We start from the raw sequence: 16,153 nt of genomic DNA on the forward strand, positions 1-16,153 counted from the left end.
TAAGGTTCGTGAGATGACTGCCCCCCGTCGAGCGGGAGCGCCCGGAGCAGGACGCGACCGTGCGGCACGGCGGAGCCTATGTCACGATCCTGTTGACCGGGTGACCTGCGCCCTGTGGCGAAGGCCCACGCAACTCAGACCGTGGCAGCGAGCTGGCCGCAGGCACCGTCGATCTCCGAGCCGCGGGTGTCCCGCACGGTGGTGGGGATCCCGTGGGCCAGGAGTCGCTCGACGAACTGCTGCTCGACACCGGGGCGGGAGGCGGTCCACTTCGAGCCCGGCGTCGGGTTCAACGGGATCGGGTTGACGTGCACCCAGCCGCGACCGCGGGCGTTGAGCTTCTCGCCGAGCAGGTCAGCCCGCCAGGCGTGGTCGTTGATGTCCTTGATCAGGGCGTACTCGATGCTGACGCGGCGCCCGGTCGTCTCGTAGTAGCGGTAGGCGGCGTCGAGGGCCTCGTCGACCTTCCACCGGGTGTTGATCGGCACCAGCTCGTCGCGCAGCTCGTCATCGGGGGCGTGCAGGGACAGTGCGAGGGTGACTGGGATGCCCTCCCTGCCGAGCTTGTCGATGGCCGGGACCAGGCCGACGGTCGACATGGTGACGCCACGGGCGGACATGCCGAGCCCCCCGGGCGAAGGGTCGACGAGGCGACGGATCGCGTCGACGGCCTTGCGGTAGTTGGCCAGCGCCTCCCCCATGCCCATGAAGACGACGTTGCTGACGCGCAGCGCGTCCTCGGTCGAGCCGGCCCCGTCGGTGCCGCCCGCGAGGTCGCCGTGGCGAAGGTAACGGGCGGCCGCCACGACCTGCTCCACAATCTCGGCCGTCGACAGGTTGCGGGTCAGGCCCGCCTGCCCGGTCGCGCAGAAGGGGCAGTTCATGCCACAGCCCGCCTGGCTGGAGATGCACATGGTCACCCGGCCCGGATAGCGCATCAGCACCGACTCGACCATCGCGCCGTCGTGCAGCCGGTGGACCTGCTTGACCGTCGCACCGTCATCGGTCGACAGAGTGCGGATCGGCGTCAGCAGCTGCGGCAGCAGGGTCCCGACCAGCTCGTCACGCCCCTCTCTGGGCAGATCGGTCATCTGCTCAGGGTCGGTGACCAACCGCTCAAAGTAGTGGCGCGACACCTGGTCGGCGCGGAACGGCTTGTGGCCCAGCTCGGTCAGCCAGTCGCGGCGACCGGCCATGTCCAGATCAGCCAGATGGGTTGGCGCCTTGCCCCGTCGTGGCGCGCTGAAGGTCAGCGTCCCAGGGGCGGGGCGGGTGCTGGGGGTCGGCAGTTCGGTGGTCATCGCCTCCAGTGTCTCAGGACCGCCGCCGGAAACCCACCTGCCCGAGGTCCGCCACCTGTTCGGAGCGCCAGGCCAGTGGGATCAGCAGCAGTGCGAGCATTCCCAGGGCGAGGTAGACCCCCGCCGCGAACACACCGCGCTCGGTCGCTGCCGAGAGCACCCAGGCGAGCGCTGAGGCGGTCACGGTCGCGAGCAGGGCGGTGCCGACGACCTCGGCCATCACCAGTGCCTGGGCCGCGACGTGGGTGCCGATGCCGTCGGGTGCGGTGGGCTCGTCCAGCACCCGGTTGAGCGTGTCGACATAGGCGAGCCCCATCCCGGCACCGGTCAACGCCCAACCCACCAGGTGCAGTTCCCAGGCGCCTGTCGCGGAGGGCAGGAGTGTCGCCGGCAGGAGGGATGCTGCCGACAGCAGGGACAGGGCCAGGGCAGCAAAGCCCGCAGCCAGCAGCCCGGCAGCACCCACGACCCGCCGGAGGTATGCCGTGTGGTCCCGTGCCGGCCACCGGCCACAGACCATGCCGAGGACGGACCACGCGGCACCGCCGAGCCCCAGCAGGAGGGCCAGGTCGCCGGCGGTGCGCCCTATCAGGTCGTGTGCGGTGATCGCCACCACGGCGTGGCCCCCGAAATAGACGGCACACAGCAGACCCATCAGCAGGATCGTCGCGGGTCTTCCCGGTCGGGCCACGAGCGTGCCGGCGGGCAGGATCCGAGCGGCCGCTGCCAGCACGAGTGCGCCTCCCGCGATGCCCACGACCGTGCCGGGGACCGAGGTGCCGACCAGTGACAGGAGGGTCACGCCGGTGGCCAGCCCGACTGCCGGCCCCAGCCCCAACGGATCCCGTCCGTCCTGCTGGGCCCGGTCCAGCTGCCGCAGTCGCACGATCACCACGGCCCGCGCGATGAGGAAGAGCGGCAGATAGGCGACCAGCGACCACCGCCAGCCGATCGCCGAGGACGCCCACCCGGCATACACCGGCCCGACAAGGGAGGCGACCAGCCAGACCATGGCATAGCCCGCCAGCACCAGCCGGCGCCAGGCTGCGGGCAGCGCCGTGGCCAGCGCGGAGAGCGAGACCGTCATCAGCGCACCGGCCGCCAGCGCAGCCAGCACCCGGCCAGACACGAAGAGGGCAAAGGTGGGCGCGAACGCGCTCAGCACTCCCCCGACGACGACCAGCGGCGTGAGCCACGTCAGCATCTGCGAGGCACTCCACCGGGACAACAGCGCCGCCCCCAGGGGCATGGTCAGGAACATCGCCGCCTGGGTCGCGGCCACCAGCAGGCCATAACCGTCCTGCGCGTGCAGGTCCTGCGCCATCAGCGGCGTGATGGTGGTGGTCAGATAGGACTGGCAGGCCGCGACCAGCTCGACGAGGAGGAGAGCGGCGGCCAGGACGGCGGCAGAACGAGCCTCCGTGCGAGGCTCGGCGTGGGCGACAGATCGCGTGGTCATTCTATGATGCTAGCACTCTAGTGAGCCGTCAGACCACCTGTTTGCAGGAGTTCGCTCAGGCGGGGACCAGCACGCTGAGCAGGACCCAGGCCACCGGCGCCGTGATCAGCAGGGAGTCCAGCCGGTCCATGACACCCCCGTGACCGGGCAGCACGTTGCCCATGTCCTTGATCCCGAGGTCCCGCTTGATGGTCGACTCAGACAGGTCCCCGACCGTGGCGAAGAACGCGATCGGCACGCCGAGGAGGGCGCCAGCCCACCAATCACCGCCCAGGAGCAGCGGCACACTGATCGCACCAGCGACGACAGAGGTCAGCACCGAGCCGGCAAAGCCTTCCCACGACTTCTTCGGGCTGATCGAGGGGGCCATCGGGTGCTTGCCGAACAGCACCCCCACGGCATACCCACCGATGTCGCTCATCGTGGTGAGCAGGGCGAAGACGATGATCCGCTGGCCACCGTCGGGTTCGGCCAGCATCAGCGCGGCAAAGCCGGCCAGACCGACATAGGTGACGATGAAGACCCCGCCGGCCACGTCGCGAACCGCACCGGTGGGACCGTCCAGCGCACGCCATACGAGCACCGTCAGGGCCACCAGGCCATAGCCGAGCAGATAGGCCGAGCTGCCCCCCACATACGCCAGTGGCACCAGGGCGAGGGCGCCGATGAGGACCGGCACCAGTGGTGCGTTGATGCGTCCGGTCCGGAGGGCGTTGACCAGCTCGAGGGATCCGATCACGGCGACGATGGTGACCAGGGCGACGAACGCCGGTCTATAGAGCAGGGCCGTGGCAATGACGAGGGCCCCTAGGGCGACCCCCACTGCGATCGCCGCGGGGAGGTTGCGGCCGGCCCGAGAGGGTGCCTTGGCGGTCGCCGGATCCGCCGACCGCTGCTGTGCCTTGAAGGCGCGCCGCGACGATGCCTCCATCGTCCCTCCTCCAGGGATCAGGGTCCCTCAGACCTCCAGCAGCTCGGCTTCCTTGAGTTTGAGCACCTCGTCGATCTGGTCCACGAACTTCCTGGTCAGGGCCTCGATCTCCTTCTCGGAGCGGGCACCCTCGTCCTCACCGATCTCGCCGTCCTTGACGGCCTTGGAGATGGTGTCCATGGTGGCGCGCCGCACGTTGCGCACCGACACCTTGGCGTCCTCACCCTTGGTGCGCGCCAGCTTGATGTATTCCTTGCGGCGCTCCTCGGTCAGCTGCGGCATGACGATGCGGATCGCGTGACCGTCGTTGCTCGGGTTGAGGCCCAGGTCGCCCTCGCGCAGCACCTTCTCGATGCCGGACATGGCGCCCTTGTCGAAGGGGGTGATCAGCACGGTGCGGGCGTCCTGGACGGTGAAGGAGGCCAGCTGCTGCAACGGGGTGGGCGCACCGTAGTAGTCGACCATCAGCTTGTTGAACATCGCCGGGTGGGCGCGGCCGGTGCGGATGGCGGCCATGTCGTCCCGGACGACCTCGACGGCCTTGCCCATCTTTTCCTCGGCCTCCAGCTGGGCCAGTTCGATCGTCTCCGACATGCCTCGTGCTCCTTGTCGACGGTGCGCACCGATCGCGGCGCGCAGGCTGTCTGCTCGTGGTCGCTGCTCTCAGTGCGCGGTGACCAGTGTTCCGATCTTCTCACCACGCAGCGCGCGGGTGATGCTGTCCTCGCCGCCCATGCCAAAAACAAGCATGGACAGACCGTTGTCCATGCACAGGCTGAAGGCGGCGGCATCGACGACGCGAAGGTTCTCGGAGAGCGCCTCAGCATAGGTCAGGGTGTCGATCTTGACGGCGTCCGGGTTGGTCTTGGGGTCTGCGGTGTAGACGCCGTCGACCCCGTGCTTGCTCATCAGCACCGCGTCGCAGTGGATCTCCAGCGCGCGCTGGGCCGACACGGTGTCGGTGGAGAAGTAGGGCATGCCGGCGCCGGCGCCGAAGATCACCACGCGGCCCTTCTCCAGGTGCCGGATCGCCCGCCGCGGGATGTAGGGCTCGGCGACCTGCCCCATCGTGATGGCCGTCTGCACGCGGGTGTCGACGCCCTCCTTCTCCAGGAAGTCCTGCAGGGCCAGGCAGTTCATCACGGTGCCGAGCATGCCCATATAGTCGGCGCGCGCCCGGTCCATGCCCCGCTGCTGCAGCTCGGCCCCCCGGAAGAAGTTGCCGCCGCCCATCACGACGGCGATCTGCACACCCTCGGCCGCGGCCCGTGCGATCTGGCGCGCGATGCCGCGCACGACGTCGGGGTCGAGCCCGACGCTGCCGCCACCAAAGGCCTCACCCGACAGCTTCAGCAGCACCCGGCGTGGCTCGACGCTGCCCTCGGCAACGTTGTCCGGTTCGGGTGCGCTCTGCTGTGTCGGGGATGCGGCAAAGGTGGTTGTCAGACTGTCGGGCACCAAGATCTCCTACCGGTTCCTGCGGCGGTCAGCGGTCGCTCGATCCTGCCACACGCAGGCGTCCGCGGCACACCTGGCTGCACGGGGCCCTGCTGAGCGCGCCCCACCGTCCCCTCGCGTCACACGTCCTGGTGCAGCTGGACGCATCCTTCACGCCCGGGTCGCGTCACGCGTGAGGGATCCATGCAGCTGGACGCATCCTTCACGCCCGGGTCCGCCGTCAGCCTCTGGTCGCTCGACAGCGAGCACGTGCGGCTCAGCACCGTCAGAGACGCCGAGAGGCCGGACCCCACAGGGGGACCCGGCCTCACGGCATACGACCTGATGGAGCCTGGCTCAGACGCCGACCTTGAAGCGGGCGAAGGAGGTGACCTCCGCGCCGCCCTCCTTGACGATCTGGGCGACAGACTTCTTGGGGTCCTTGGCGAACGCCTGGTCGAGCAGGACGTTCTCCTTGAAGTAGCCGTTGACGCGACCCTCGATGATCTTGGGCAGCGCCTGCTCGGGCTTGCCCTCCTCACGAGCGGTCTCCTCGGCGATCCGACGCTCTGCAGCGACGGTCTCCTCGGCGACCTCGTCACGGGTCAGCACGGTCGGGCTGAACGCCGCGACGTGCATCGCGACGTCGCGACCCAGCTGGGCGTCGCCGCCCGCGGTGGCCACGAGGACACCGATCTGCGCGGGCAGGTCGGGGCTGGTCTTGTGCAGATAGGACGCGACCTGCTCGCCCTCGACGCGGGCGACCCGACGGATCTCGATCTTCTCGCCGATGGTCGCGTTGGCGTCGTTGAGCACGTCCTGCACGGACTGACCGTCGAGCTCGCTGGCCAGCAGCGTCTCGGCATCGGTCGCGCCGGTGGCGACGGCCTGGGCCAGCACCTTGTCGGCCAGCTCGCCGAACTTCTCGCCCTTGGCGACGAAGTCCGTCTCGCAGTTGATCTCGACGAGGGTGCCGGTGGTGCCGTCGACGTGCGCGACGACCATGCCGTTGGAGGCCGAGCGGCCCTCGCGCTTGGTGACGCCCTTCAGGCCCTTGACCCGCAGGATCTCGGTGGCCTTGGCGGTGTCGCCGTCGGACTCGTCGAGGGCCTTCTTGACGTCCATCATGCCGGCGCCAGTCGCCTCGCGCAGGGCCTTGATGTCAGCGGCGGTGTAGTTCGCCATGGATCGGGTTCGCTCCTTCTTGGTGGAACTTCGTGGATTGCGGTGGCGTATGCCGAGTGGCTCAGGCCTGCTCGGCCGGTGCGGCCTCTGCGTCGGCTGCGGGAGCCTCGGTGGTCTCAGCGGCGGGGGTCTCAGCAGTGGGGGCCTCGGGGGCCTCGGGGGCCTCGGTGGCCTCAACGGCGGGGGCCTCAGCAGCCGGGGCCTCGGTGACCTCAGCGGGAGTCTGAGCGGTCTCAGCAGTCGGAGCCTCAGCGGTCTCAGCAGTCGGAGCCTCGGCAGCCGGGGTCTCCTCGGTGCCGGCGAGCAGCTCGCGCTCCCACTCAGCCATCGGCTCGGCGGCCGCGGCGCCCTCCTCGGAGGAGCCGCCACCAGCGCGGGACATCAGGCCATCGGCGACAGCGTCAGCCATCACGCGGGTCAGCAGCGCGACCGAGCGGATCGCGTCATCGTTGCCCGGCACCTTGTAGTCGACCTCGTCCGGGTCGCAGTTGGTGTCCAGGATCGCGATGACGGGGACGCCGAGCTTGCGCGCCTCGGTGACCGCCAGGTGCTCCTTCTTGGTGTCGACGACCCACACGGCGGAGGGCACCTTGCCCATGTCGCGGATGCCACCCAGGGTGCGGTCGAGCTTCTCGTGCTCGCGGCGCATCATCAGGAGCTCCTTCTTGGTGTGCCCGGAACCGGCCACAGCGTCGAAGTCGATCTCCTCGAGCTCCTTGAGGCGGGTCAGCCGCTTGGAGACAGTCTGGAAGTTGGTGAGCATGCCGCCCAGCCAGCGGTGGTTCACGTAGGGCATGCCCACGCGGGTGGCCTGGTCGGCGATGGCCTCCTGGGCCTGCTTCTTGGTGCCGACGAACAGGATGGTGCCGCCGTGGGCGACGGTCTGCTTGACGAAGTCGTAGGCCTCGTTGAGGTAGGTCAGCGACTGCTGCAGGTCAATGATGTAGATGCCATTGCGCTCGGTCATGATGAAGCGCTTCATCTTGGGGTTCCAGCGACGGGTCTGGTGCCCGAAGTGGACGCCGCTCTCGAGGAGCTGGCGCATAGTGACGACGGCCATGCCGAGGTCTCGCTTTCTAGTCGGTTGCAGTTGGTCTCCTGGCACGGGCGACGACCTCCACCCGACCCCAGTGGTGGGGACGGGACCGCGGAGGTGCGACCCGGCATACCTGGCCGTCGACCGGAGGTCGCGGTGGTGTGCCGGTGAGCTCGTGCGCGAATTCGTCCGGTGCACCCGTCTCCGGGCACACTGCACGTGCCTGCCATCTTACGGCTACCGTGCTGGTCATGCGAAATCCTCTTGTCACGCGCATGACCGGCTTCGGCACCACGGTCTTTGCCGAGATGACCCAGCGCGCCCTGCAGTTCGACGCGGTCAACCTCGGCCAGGGCTTCCCGGACACGGACGGGCCGCAGGAGCTGCTCGACATCGCGCGCGAGTCGATCGCCTCCGGGTTGAACCAGTACTCCCCTGCCATCGGCATGCCGGTGCTGCGCTCGGCGATCGCTGAGCACCAGGAGCGCTTCTATGGTCTGTCCGTCGACCCGGACAGCGAGGTGCTGGTCACGGTGGGGGCGACCGAGGCGATCGCCGCCTCAATCCTGGCGCTGGTGGAGCCGGGCGAGGAGGTGGTGACCTTTGAGCCGTTCTATGACTCGTATGCCGCGTCGATCGCCTTGGCAGGTGGCGTGCGCCGCACCGTGCCGCTGCACTTCCCGGACCTGGCCGTCGACGAGTCCGCGCTTCGGGCGGCCTTCGGTCCGAGGACCCGGGCCGTGCTGCTCAACTCGCCACACAACCCGACCGGCAAGGTGTTCACCCGGGCCGAGCTGGACCTGGTGGCGCAGTTGGCCCGCGAGCACGACGCGGTGGTGATCTCCGACGAGGTCTATGAGCACCTCACCTTCGACGGGCTGACCCACACCCCGATCGCGACGCTCCCGGGGATGGCGGACCGGACGCTGACGATCAGCTCAGGCGGCAAGACGTTCTCGCTGACGGGGTGGAAGGTCGGGTGGGTGCACGGACCTGCCGATCTGGTGGACGCGGTGCGCGCGGTCAAGCAGTTCCTGACCTTCGTCGGCTCTGGTCCCTTCCAGCCCGCGATCGCCCACGGCTTGGGCCTGCCGGACTCGTTCTTCGTCGGCTTCGCGGCCGAGATGCAGGGCAAACGCGACATCCTGGTCGAGGCGCTCACGGGTGCCGGGCTGCCGGTCATGCCGTGCCAGGGGACCTATTTCGTGATCGCGGACGCCGCTGCGCTGGGGGTCGCCGACGCGGTCGAGTTCTGTCGTCGGATGCCGGAGGAGATTGGCGTGGTCGGGGTGCCGGTCTCGGCCTTCTGCGACGATGTCGAGCCGGTGGCGTCGCTGGTGCGGTTCGCGTTCTGCAAGCAGGAGGACGTGCTGCGCGAGGGAGCCCGTCGCTTGCAGTCGCTGAGGCACTAGGGTCGGAGCATCAGCACGTGCAGGGCATCCCACCGCATGAGGAGATCCGCTGATGGTCGTGAACCGCCTGCGTGCATCCCGCAGACAAGTCTGGGCGACACTGGCTGCCGCACTGCTGTTGGCGCTGCTCGGTGGGTGCGGGGATGGTGACTCGACGACCAGGCAGCCCACGGCGGAACACTCGCAGCTCACGGCGGAACGCTCGGAGTTCACGGTGGAACGCACGACCAGGGGTGGCCTGTGCGCGGAGGGTCCCTGTCGATCAGAGCTCGTGGTCGAGCACGACGGTGTCTGGCACTACCGGGCCAACGACGGAGAGTCCAAGGGCCGGCTCACCGAGGGAGAACTCAGCCAGGTGCGCGAGGCGCTGATGAGCACCCGGCTGGGGCAGGCCACAGCACCGTCGACCCACTGCGCCGAGGACAGCGACGGCACCTCAATCGGCTATGCCTGGACGGTTGACGGGCACCGTCAGGACGTCGACTCGTGCGAGGTGCAGATCAAGACCGATGACCCCCTCGTGCGGGCGCTTGACGAGCTCGCCGAGCGTCTCAAGAGCTGAGTCCGGCGTGCTGCGCAAAGAACCTCGCGAGCACCCGCGCGACTGGGGCGCTGTGGGTCTCGAGGACCGCGTGGCCGGCTCCTAAGACCAACGTGCTGTTCGCAGTGCGGGAAGAGGCTGGCCACCCAGGCAGCTTGGTCCTCGAACCACGGGTGGCTAGAGCCACCGCCGAGATAGAGCACCGGCGGCTCTCGCGCAGTCAGCTGAGTCGGATCCAGTCGCCACGACATCAGCGCCGGGATGTCGACCATAAAGAAGGTGGTGGCGTCGCGCTCCACCGCGGCAACGACCTCCGGATCGCACATGGGCCGTTCCTTCGCCCATCTCGTCCTGCTCCGCAGTGTGCGGGTGAACTCATCGAGTGCCACCGTGACCCCTCGTTCGACGAAGACCGTGCTCAGCTCGGAGCAGGCCGCCAGGAACTCCGGCCCACTGCTCCCATGCACCGGGGGCGGCTCCAACAGCACGAGAGTGGCCACCATCTCCGGTGCCAGCGCGAACAACTCGAGTGCGACGGCGGCGCCATAACTCGCACCGACCACGTGCGCGGGCGGGCACTGAGTCGCCCGGAGAACGGCCAGGCAGTCTGCGGCATCGCGGGTGACCGAGCCCGGCCCGCTGGCCGGACTGCTCGCCCCGTATCCACGGCGTCGTAGGTCGAGGATTCGGTGACGGTCTGCGAGGACGGGCTCGCGTGCCAGGTGGGCGACCTCCTCGGGTGCGAGGGCCGTCTGGATGAGGAGCACCGGCTCACCGGTGCCTGAGGCCCTCACCTCCAACCGGCAGCCACCACCGACGCTCACGAGCTGGGGACGCTGCACCTCTCCACTGTTCCACCCTGGCCTGCTCTTGTCATCGACCCTGGAGCGGAAGAGTCCCTCAGGGACGGACGCCTCGCTGGCAGCGTGAGGCGCTCAGGCTCGAGGGTGTGCCTGCTGGTAGGCCGCACGGAGCCGGTCCACGGAGACGTGGGTGTAGATCTGGGTCGTAGCCATGCTGGCGTGACCAAGCAGCTCCTGGACCACGCGCAGGTCCGCTCCGCCCTCCAACAGGTGAGTAGCGGCGCTGTGCCGCAGCCCGTGCGGGCCGAGGTCCGCTGCGTCCGGCAGGTGCGACAGGAGGTCGTGCACGACCGAGCGCACCTGCCTCTGGTCGACGCGCCGGCCGCGACGCCCCAGGAAGAGCGCAGGGCCCGACTCCGCTGTGACCAGTCGCGGACGACCACCGTCCAGCCAGCCCTGGAGCGCCTCGGCGGCGGGCGCCCCGAAGGGGACCGTGCGCTCCTTGGCTCCCTTGCCGAGCACCCGCGCCACGTGCTGCGACAGATCCAGGTCGTCGAGATCGAGACCGGCCAGCTCGCCGACCCGCATCCCACTGGCATAGAGCAGCTCGAGGATCGCGCGGTTGCGGATGTGAACAGGGTCGTCGTCATCGGCGGCCACCGCTGCCAGCTCCATCAGATCGCTCGCCTCGGCCTTCTTCAGGACCCCTGGCAGGGCGCTGCCCTTGCGTGGTGCCCCGAGACGTAGTGACGGATCTGCGCTGATGCGGCCCGTCTGCTTGGCCCAGCGCAGGAACGTCCGCGCCGCTGCAGAGCGCCGGGCGATCGTCGAGGGCGCGGCGCCCTCGGTCGACTGCGCGCCCAGCCACGAGCGCAGGTCGGCGAGCGTGATGTCAGCCAGCCCCGCGACGCCGGACTCCGTCAGAGCGTGGGACATCGCGCCCACATCGCCCAGATAGGCGCGCACGGTGTGCTCGGAGCGGTTGCGTTCGGACTCCAGGTGCCGACGGAAGGCGTGCAGCACCTCGTCCGGGACGACGTCCCTCGGCTCCTCCAGCGGCTGGTCCACACATCCACGGTGCCACGACCTGTGGCCTGCGGGAGGCAGGACTCGCGGCACGCCGCACCGCGGCATCGAGCGCGACTGCCGATGCCGGCCCGGAACGCGGGTGCTGGTGGGCTCCCCGCTAGTCCCCGTGCGGGAGCAGCGAGATCTCCCAGTGCTGCAGGAAGAGCAGCGGGTCCACATAGTCCCGCTTGCCCCACACCGCCCCCAGGTGAAGGCAGGTTCGCAGCAGGCAGTGGCTCCCGAAGCCCCCGAGCAGGCCCAGCTGATCGCCGACGCGGACCTGCTCACCCTTGCTGATGCGGTCGGTCACCGGCTGATAGGTGCTGCGGATCCCGCTCTCATGGGTGACCGAGACGATACCCACACCCGCGATGCTTCCGCTGTAGGTCACCGTGCCGTCCGCCACTGCGAGCACCCGGCTGGTGGTGATGCCCGCGAGATCGATGCCGCGGTGTCCGCGCAGCCACGCCTGGTCGGGTGGGTCGAAGTGCTTCACCACGCGCGGCTGCCCTGGCAGTGGCCACTGCCAGGAGCCGACCGGTTGGCGCTCGGCATTCGCCCATGTCCCTGCCTCGAGTTGCGACTCGGCCACTGCGGCGTCGACCTGCGCCAGCCTCGCCAGGTGGAGCGACTCCATCACCGTGGTGAACGTGGACACCACATCATGGACCGCATCGTCGCGCTCGGTCTGCGGGTCGCTGACCGCTGCGACCCCGCCGGTCCAGGTGATCACCAGACTCACGAGCATCGCTAGCAGCATGGACGTGGGTCTGCGACGTGTCATGTCAGCCGCCCCCACCCGTCGAGCCGCTGCTCGGCCAGTCCGGCCAGCGACAGCTCGCCGAGCGCTCCGAGCACCTCGGTGGCCGACAGCCCCGACTGCACGGTGACCTCCTCGACCGTCTTCGACCGATAGGGGGCCAGAACCCCCCAGACCCGCCGGGGCAGCTCCTCCAGCGAGTCCTCGACCCGCACCGGACCGCGCTTGGCTGGCGCCAGGTCGTCCCCGCCGATGTGCCCCAGCAGGTCCACGACCTCTGCGGCGTCGGTCACCAGGACCGCCTGCTTCTCACGGATCGCCCAGTGGCAGCCCGCGGACGTCATCGAGGTCACCGGACCGGGCACGGCAGCGATCGGACGGCCGATTTCCGCGGCGGCGTTGAGGGTGTTCAGCGCTCCCGAGCGCAGCCCCGCCTCGACGACGACCGTCCCGGTTGCGAGTGCGGCGATGATCCGGTTGCGCGCCAAGAACCTGACTCGGGTCGGAGCCGAGCCCGGTGGCACCTCGCTCACGACGGTGCCGGCGGACAGGATCTGTCGCAGCAGGTCGGCGTGCGCCACGGGATAGGAACGGTCGACGCCGCATGCCAGCACCGCCACCGTCCTGGCCTCGGTGGCGAGGGCGGCCCGGTGCGCAGCGGCGTCGATCCCGAACGCTGCCCCCGACACCACCGTGAACCCGCGGGCCCCGGTGCCGGCCGCGATGTCGGCCGCGACGTGGTTGCCGTAGGCCGTGCTCGCCCGAGCCCCCACGACCGCCACGCTGCGCTCACACGCACCGGCGAAATCGAGACGCCCCCGCACCCACAGGCACCAGGGCGGGACCTCCAGGTCATCCACCTGCTCCGGCCAACCGGGTTCGCCAGGAACCAAAATCTTCGCGCCGAGACGGCCGGAGATCTCCTGGTCCCGCTCAAGGTCGAGCTTCTCCAGCCGGGCCGCGAACCGGTCGACCTGCTGGCCGGTCGCCAGCCGACCACCTCGTTGAGCGACAGCCAGTCCGTCCTCGAAGCCGAACCGCTCGATCAGCGCCACCGCCACCTTGTCGGTCGGCTCGGCGATCCGCGCCCACGCCAACCGGGCCATCCGCTCGTCGGTGATGCTCCGCATGATCGTCATGCCGCCACCTCCGAGCTCGAACGCAGGGCGAGGGCCTGACCAAGATGCTCGCGCCCCGGACGTTCTGCTCCGGCCAGGTCCGCGACGGTCCAGGCCACGCGCAGACAGCGGTCGTGTCCTCGCAGGGTCAGCTCGCCACGGTCCATCGCCGCCTCCAGCGGCGCGGTGACAGCGCGCGGGAGGCGCCACTCACCTCGCAGCACGCTGCCGGGCACCTCGGCGTTGACCGTCCATGGCGTGCCGGACCACCGCTCCCGCTGCCGCTCGCGGGCTGACAGCACGCGCTGGGCCACCTCGAGGGTGGGCTCGCCCGGTGGTCCCGACAGCGCCAAGCGGTTGACCGGGAACAGGCTGACCCGCACATCGATCCGGTCCAGCAGCGGCCCGCTCAGCTTGCCGAAATAGGTCCGCCGCGCCAGCGGTGTGCAGTGGCAGTGTGCCCCCTTGCCGATGCCGCGACCGCAGGGGCAGGGGTTGGCTGCGGCCACCAGCTGGAACCGCGCCGGCAGGCGGGTCTGCCGCTCCGCTCGGGCGATGACGACCTCGCCGCTCTCCAGCGGTTGGCGCAGCCCGTCCAGCACGTCCCGGCGGAACTCCGGCGTCTCGTCCAGGAACAGAACTCCGCGATGGGCCCGAGAGACGGCACCGGGTCTGACCCGGGCGCTGCCCCCACCGATGACGGCAGCCATCGACGCGCCGTGGTGCGGAGCCACGAAGGGGGCGTGCGACACGAGTGAGTCAGCCGTGTCCAGGACACCGAGCACCGAGTGCACCGCAGTCACCTCCAGCGCCTCCGACTGCTCGAGCGCCGGCAACAGCCCCGGCAGGCGCTCGGCGAGCATGGTCTTGCCCGCGCCCGGTGCCCCCACCATCAGCATGTGGTGGCGCCCCGCGGCCGCGACCTCGAGTGCCGCTCGCGCCTCCGGCTGCCCCACCACGTCGGCCATATCCGGCAGCGGACCAGCCGAACTCTGCGCCCGCACGTGGCGGGCGGCCGTGGGGATGATCCCGACGCGGGCAGCGAGATGGAAGTCGATCAGCTCCCGCAGGCTGGCCACGCCATAGACGCTGATGTTCGGCACCAAGGCGGCCTCGGCGACGTTGGCCGTCGGCACCACCACGGTCCGCATGCCAGCGGCCGCGGCGGCAGCCACCATCGGCAGCACCCCGGCCACCGGACGGACAGCACCGTCGAGCCCGAGCTCCCCGATGTGCACGACCGACTCCACCACGCGGGCCGGCAAGACGTCGTTGGCGGCCAGTTGAGCCACGGCGATCCCGACATCAAACCCGCTCCCCGCCTTGGGCAGCCAGGCTGGCGTCAGGTTGATGGTCCACCGTCGCTGCGGGATCGGCACGCCACAGTCCTCAGCGGCCGCGCGCACCCGGTTGGGTGCCCGCGAGCACGCCGCGTCCGGCAACCCGCTCATCGTCATGGCGGGCAGTCCCTGGGCCATGTGGGCCTCCACCTCCACCAGCTGTCCCTCGACGCCGCTGAGCGCGACCGCGTGCGTGCGACCCAGGCCCATCACGCCACATCCCGCAGGTGCTCGATCTCGGGCGGGGCGCTGCCACGTCGGAGCACGCCGATCACGTCGATGCGCACCTCATCGACCCGCGCCGAGTGCGCACGCAGCCAGGAGACCGCGAGCCGTCGCAGCCGCATCGCCTTGCGCACCGTCACCGCCTCGACCGGCGACCCGAACTGCGTCGACCGACGTGTCTTGACCTCGCAGAAGACCAGACAACCGCCGTCGCGCGCCACGATGTCGAGCTCGCCCTGGTCACACCGCCAGTTGCGGTCGACGATCTCGTAGCCGAGCCCCTCGAGATACTCGCAGGCCAGGTCCTCGCCATACTCCCCGATCGCACTCGCGATCCGGTGGGACATCCCCATCTCCACCACCTCCGAGGCCTACTCTCGGAGGCGGTCCCGCCCGTCGGAAGCGTCAGTCCCCGACCTGTGGAGCCCGCGGCGGCCCGCAGGGACCTGTGGACAGGCGACCGGCCAACGGCTCGGCGGTCAGCTGTTGCGTTCGAGCTTGGTCAGGTCCAGGTCGGACTTGGCCAGCTCCTCCACGTTGACGTCCTTGAACGTGATGACCCGCACCTTCTTGACGAACCGCGCCGGCCGATAGACGTCCCACACCCACGCGTCACTCATGGTGACCTCGAACCAGGTCTCGCCGCCGCCGGTGCGCACCTGCACGTCCACCTCGTTGGCCAGATAGAAGCGCCGCTCGGTCTCCACGACGTGGCTGAACAGGCCGACGACGTCTCGGTACTCGCGATAGAGCTGCAGCTCCATGTCGGTCTCGTACTTCTCAAGATCCTCGGCGCTCATGCGTGGTTCATCTCCCTCGCCTCGGGCGGGACGATCTCGCCCCGGTTGGTGTTGCCGGTGATGTTCCAGCTCCGTCGGTGGTGGGCACAGGGGCCCAGGGCGCGCAGGGCCGCGAGGTGTTCCGGCGCGGCATACCCCTTGTTCAGCTCCCATGAGTATGCCGGGTGCTCGGGGGCCACCTGCACCATGTGGTGGTCGCGGCTCACCTTGGCCAGGACGCTGGCGGCGGCCACCGATGAGCAGGTCAAATCGGCCTTGATCAGGGTGCGCACCGGGACCTGAGGCGGCGCGGTCGGGTCAGCCAGGGCGAGCAGTCCCTCCCGGGACGGGTCGGTCAGCCAGTCGTGGTTGCCGTCCAGGACGATCAGGTCGGCGGTGAGGTCGAGCTGAGCCAGGGCGCGCTGACCGGCGAGGCGAAGGGCGGCCATGATGCCGATCTCGTCGATCTCCTCGGGCCAGGCGTGCCCCACGCCCCAGGCCAACGCCCACCGCTCGATGCGCGGGACCAGCCGCTCGCGGGCCTGCGCGGTGAGCAGCTTGGAGTCCTTGACGCCCTGGGGCGCGCTGCGGCACGTCTCGTCGATCGTGACGGCGCCGACCGAGACCGGACCGGCCAGCGCGCCGCGACCGACCTCGTCCATGCCGACCAGGACCCGGTGGCCCTCGCGCATCAGCGAGCGCTCGAGCCGCAGGCTCGGGCGGGTGCTCCGCGGCGGGGTCCGCCGACGGCTCACCAC

The 16,153-nt window shown here is 69.9% G+C and carries 17 protein-coding genes; 2 read left to right on the forward strand and 15 right to left on the reverse strand.

The window, feature by feature from the left end:
• Positions 1 to 134: 134 nt before the first annotated feature.
• The 7 genes from rlmN to rpsB all read right to left on the reverse strand — a co-directional run bounded on the left by rlmN (position 135) and on the right by rpsB (position 7,373).
• Complete coding sequence (gene rlmN, locus NF557_RS11100; RefSeq protein WP_252619372.1) at positions 135 to 1,301, reverse strand: dual-specificity RNA methyltransferase RlmN; 1,167 nt, start codon at positions 1,299 to 1,301, stop codon at positions 135 to 137.
• 13 nt (positions 1,302 to 1,314) lie between these two features.
• Positions 1,315 to 2,760 (reverse strand): MFS transporter, encoded by a 1,446-nt coding sequence (locus NF557_RS11105; RefSeq protein ID WP_252619374.1) that lies wholly within the window; start codon positions 2,758 to 2,760, stop codon positions 1,315 to 1,317.
• A 55-nt stretch (positions 2,761 to 2,815) separates the two neighbouring features.
• Positions 2,816 to 3,691 carry a phosphatidate cytidylyltransferase gene (locus tag NF557_RS11110; protein ID WP_252619376.1) on the reverse strand — a complete coding sequence of 292 codons (876 nt, stop codon included), beginning with the start codon at positions 3,689 to 3,691 and terminating at the stop codon, positions 2,816 to 2,818.
• A 27-nt stretch (positions 3,692 to 3,718) separates the two neighbouring features.
• Positions 3,719 to 4,285, reverse strand: a complete 567-nt coding sequence (gene frr, locus NF557_RS11115) for a ribosome recycling factor (protein WP_252619378.1) — start codon at positions 4,283 to 4,285, stop codon at positions 3,719 to 3,721.
• Between the two features lie 69 nt (positions 4,286 to 4,354).
• The gene (gene pyrH / locus NF557_RS11120) at positions 4,355 to 5,050 is read right to left on the reverse strand and encodes a UMP kinase (protein WP_252624111.1); all 696 of its coding nucleotides are present in this window, start codon (positions 5,048 to 5,050) and stop codon (positions 4,355 to 4,357) included.
• Between the two features lie 435 nt (positions 5,051 to 5,485).
• Entirely contained in the window at positions 5,486 to 6,313 is an 828-nt protein-coding gene (tsf, locus tag NF557_RS11125; RefSeq protein WP_252619380.1) for a translation elongation factor Ts, read from the reverse strand.
• A gap of 61 nt (positions 6,314 to 6,374) precedes the next feature.
• Positions 6,375 to 7,373, reverse strand: a complete 999-nt coding sequence (rpsB, locus tag NF557_RS11130; RefSeq protein WP_252619381.1) for a 30S ribosomal protein S2 — start codon at positions 7,371 to 7,373, stop codon at positions 6,375 to 6,377.
• A gap of 227 nt (positions 7,374 to 7,600) precedes the next feature.
• On the opposite strand from rpsB, the gene NF557_RS11135 reads away from it, so the two are divergent.
• Together NF557_RS11135 and NF557_RS11140 are read left to right on the forward strand one after the other, a co-directional pair.
• Positions 7,601 to 8,761, forward strand: coding sequence for a pyridoxal phosphate-dependent aminotransferase (locus tag NF557_RS11135; RefSeq protein WP_252619383.1), 1,161 nt, complete (start codon positions 7,601 to 7,603; stop codon positions 8,759 to 8,761).
• Between the two features lie 52 nt (positions 8,762 to 8,813).
• The gene (locus NF557_RS11140) at positions 8,814 to 9,323 is read left to right on the forward strand and encodes a hypothetical protein (protein ID WP_252619385.1); all 510 of its coding nucleotides are present in this window, start codon (positions 8,814 to 8,816) and stop codon (positions 9,321 to 9,323) included.
• Here the strand turns inward: NF557_RS11140 and NF557_RS11145 are convergent.
• From NF557_RS11145 to NF557_RS11180, 8 genes are all read right to left on the reverse strand, one after another.
• Positions 9,233 to 10,144 (reverse strand): alpha/beta fold hydrolase, encoded by a 912-nt coding sequence (locus tag NF557_RS11145; protein WP_342454481.1) that lies wholly within the window; start codon positions 10,142 to 10,144, stop codon positions 9,233 to 9,235. The two genes, NF557_RS11140 and NF557_RS11145, sit on opposite strands and share 91 nt — an antisense overlap.
• Before the next feature lie 93 nt (positions 10,145 to 10,237).
• Positions 10,238 to 11,173: a tyrosine recombinase XerC gene (locus tag NF557_RS11150; protein ID WP_252619387.1), complete on the reverse strand. Its 936-nt coding sequence runs from the start codon at positions 11,171 to 11,173 to the stop codon at positions 10,238 to 10,240.
• Between the two features lie 118 nt (positions 11,174 to 11,291).
• On the reverse strand, positions 11,292 to 11,921 hold the full coding sequence (locus NF557_RS11155; protein ID WP_252619389.1) for a murein hydrolase activator EnvC family protein: 630 nt from the start codon (positions 11,919 to 11,921) through the stop codon (positions 11,292 to 11,294).
• A gap of 32 nt (positions 11,922 to 11,953) precedes the next feature.
• A complete protein-coding gene (dprA, locus tag NF557_RS11160; RefSeq protein ID WP_252619390.1) occupies positions 11,954 to 13,072 on the reverse strand; it encodes a DNA-processing protein DprA in 1,119 nt (372 codons plus the stop codon).
• Positions 13,069 to 14,601: a YifB family Mg chelatase-like AAA ATPase gene (locus NF557_RS11165; RefSeq protein ID WP_252624115.1), complete on the reverse strand. Its 1,533-nt coding sequence runs from the start codon at positions 14,599 to 14,601 to the stop codon at positions 13,069 to 13,071. Before NF557_RS11165 ends, dprA begins: the two co-directional genes overlap by 4 nt.
• A complete protein-coding gene (locus NF557_RS11170; protein WP_252619391.1) occupies positions 14,601 to 14,969 on the reverse strand; it encodes a YraN family protein in 369 nt (122 codons plus the stop codon). Before NF557_RS11170 ends, NF557_RS11165 begins: the two co-directional genes overlap by 1 nt.
• A gap of 126 nt (positions 14,970 to 15,095) precedes the next feature.
• Positions 15,096 to 15,416: a DUF2469 domain-containing protein gene (locus NF557_RS11175; RefSeq protein ID WP_252619392.1), complete on the reverse strand. Its 321-nt coding sequence runs from the start codon at positions 15,414 to 15,416 to the stop codon at positions 15,096 to 15,098.
• Entirely contained in the window at positions 15,413 to 16,087 is a 675-nt protein-coding gene (locus tag NF557_RS11180; protein WP_252624117.1) for a ribonuclease HII, read from the reverse strand. The genes NF557_RS11175 and NF557_RS11180 overlap by 4 nt, the downstream gene beginning before the upstream one ends.
• Positions 16,088 to 16,153: the final 66 nt, after the last annotated feature.

The organism is Ornithinimicrobium cryptoxanthini (genome assembly GCF_023923205.1).
Taxonomy (GTDB): domain Bacteria; phylum Actinomycetota; class Actinomycetes; order Actinomycetales; family Dermatophilaceae; genus Ornithinicoccus; species Ornithinicoccus cryptoxanthini.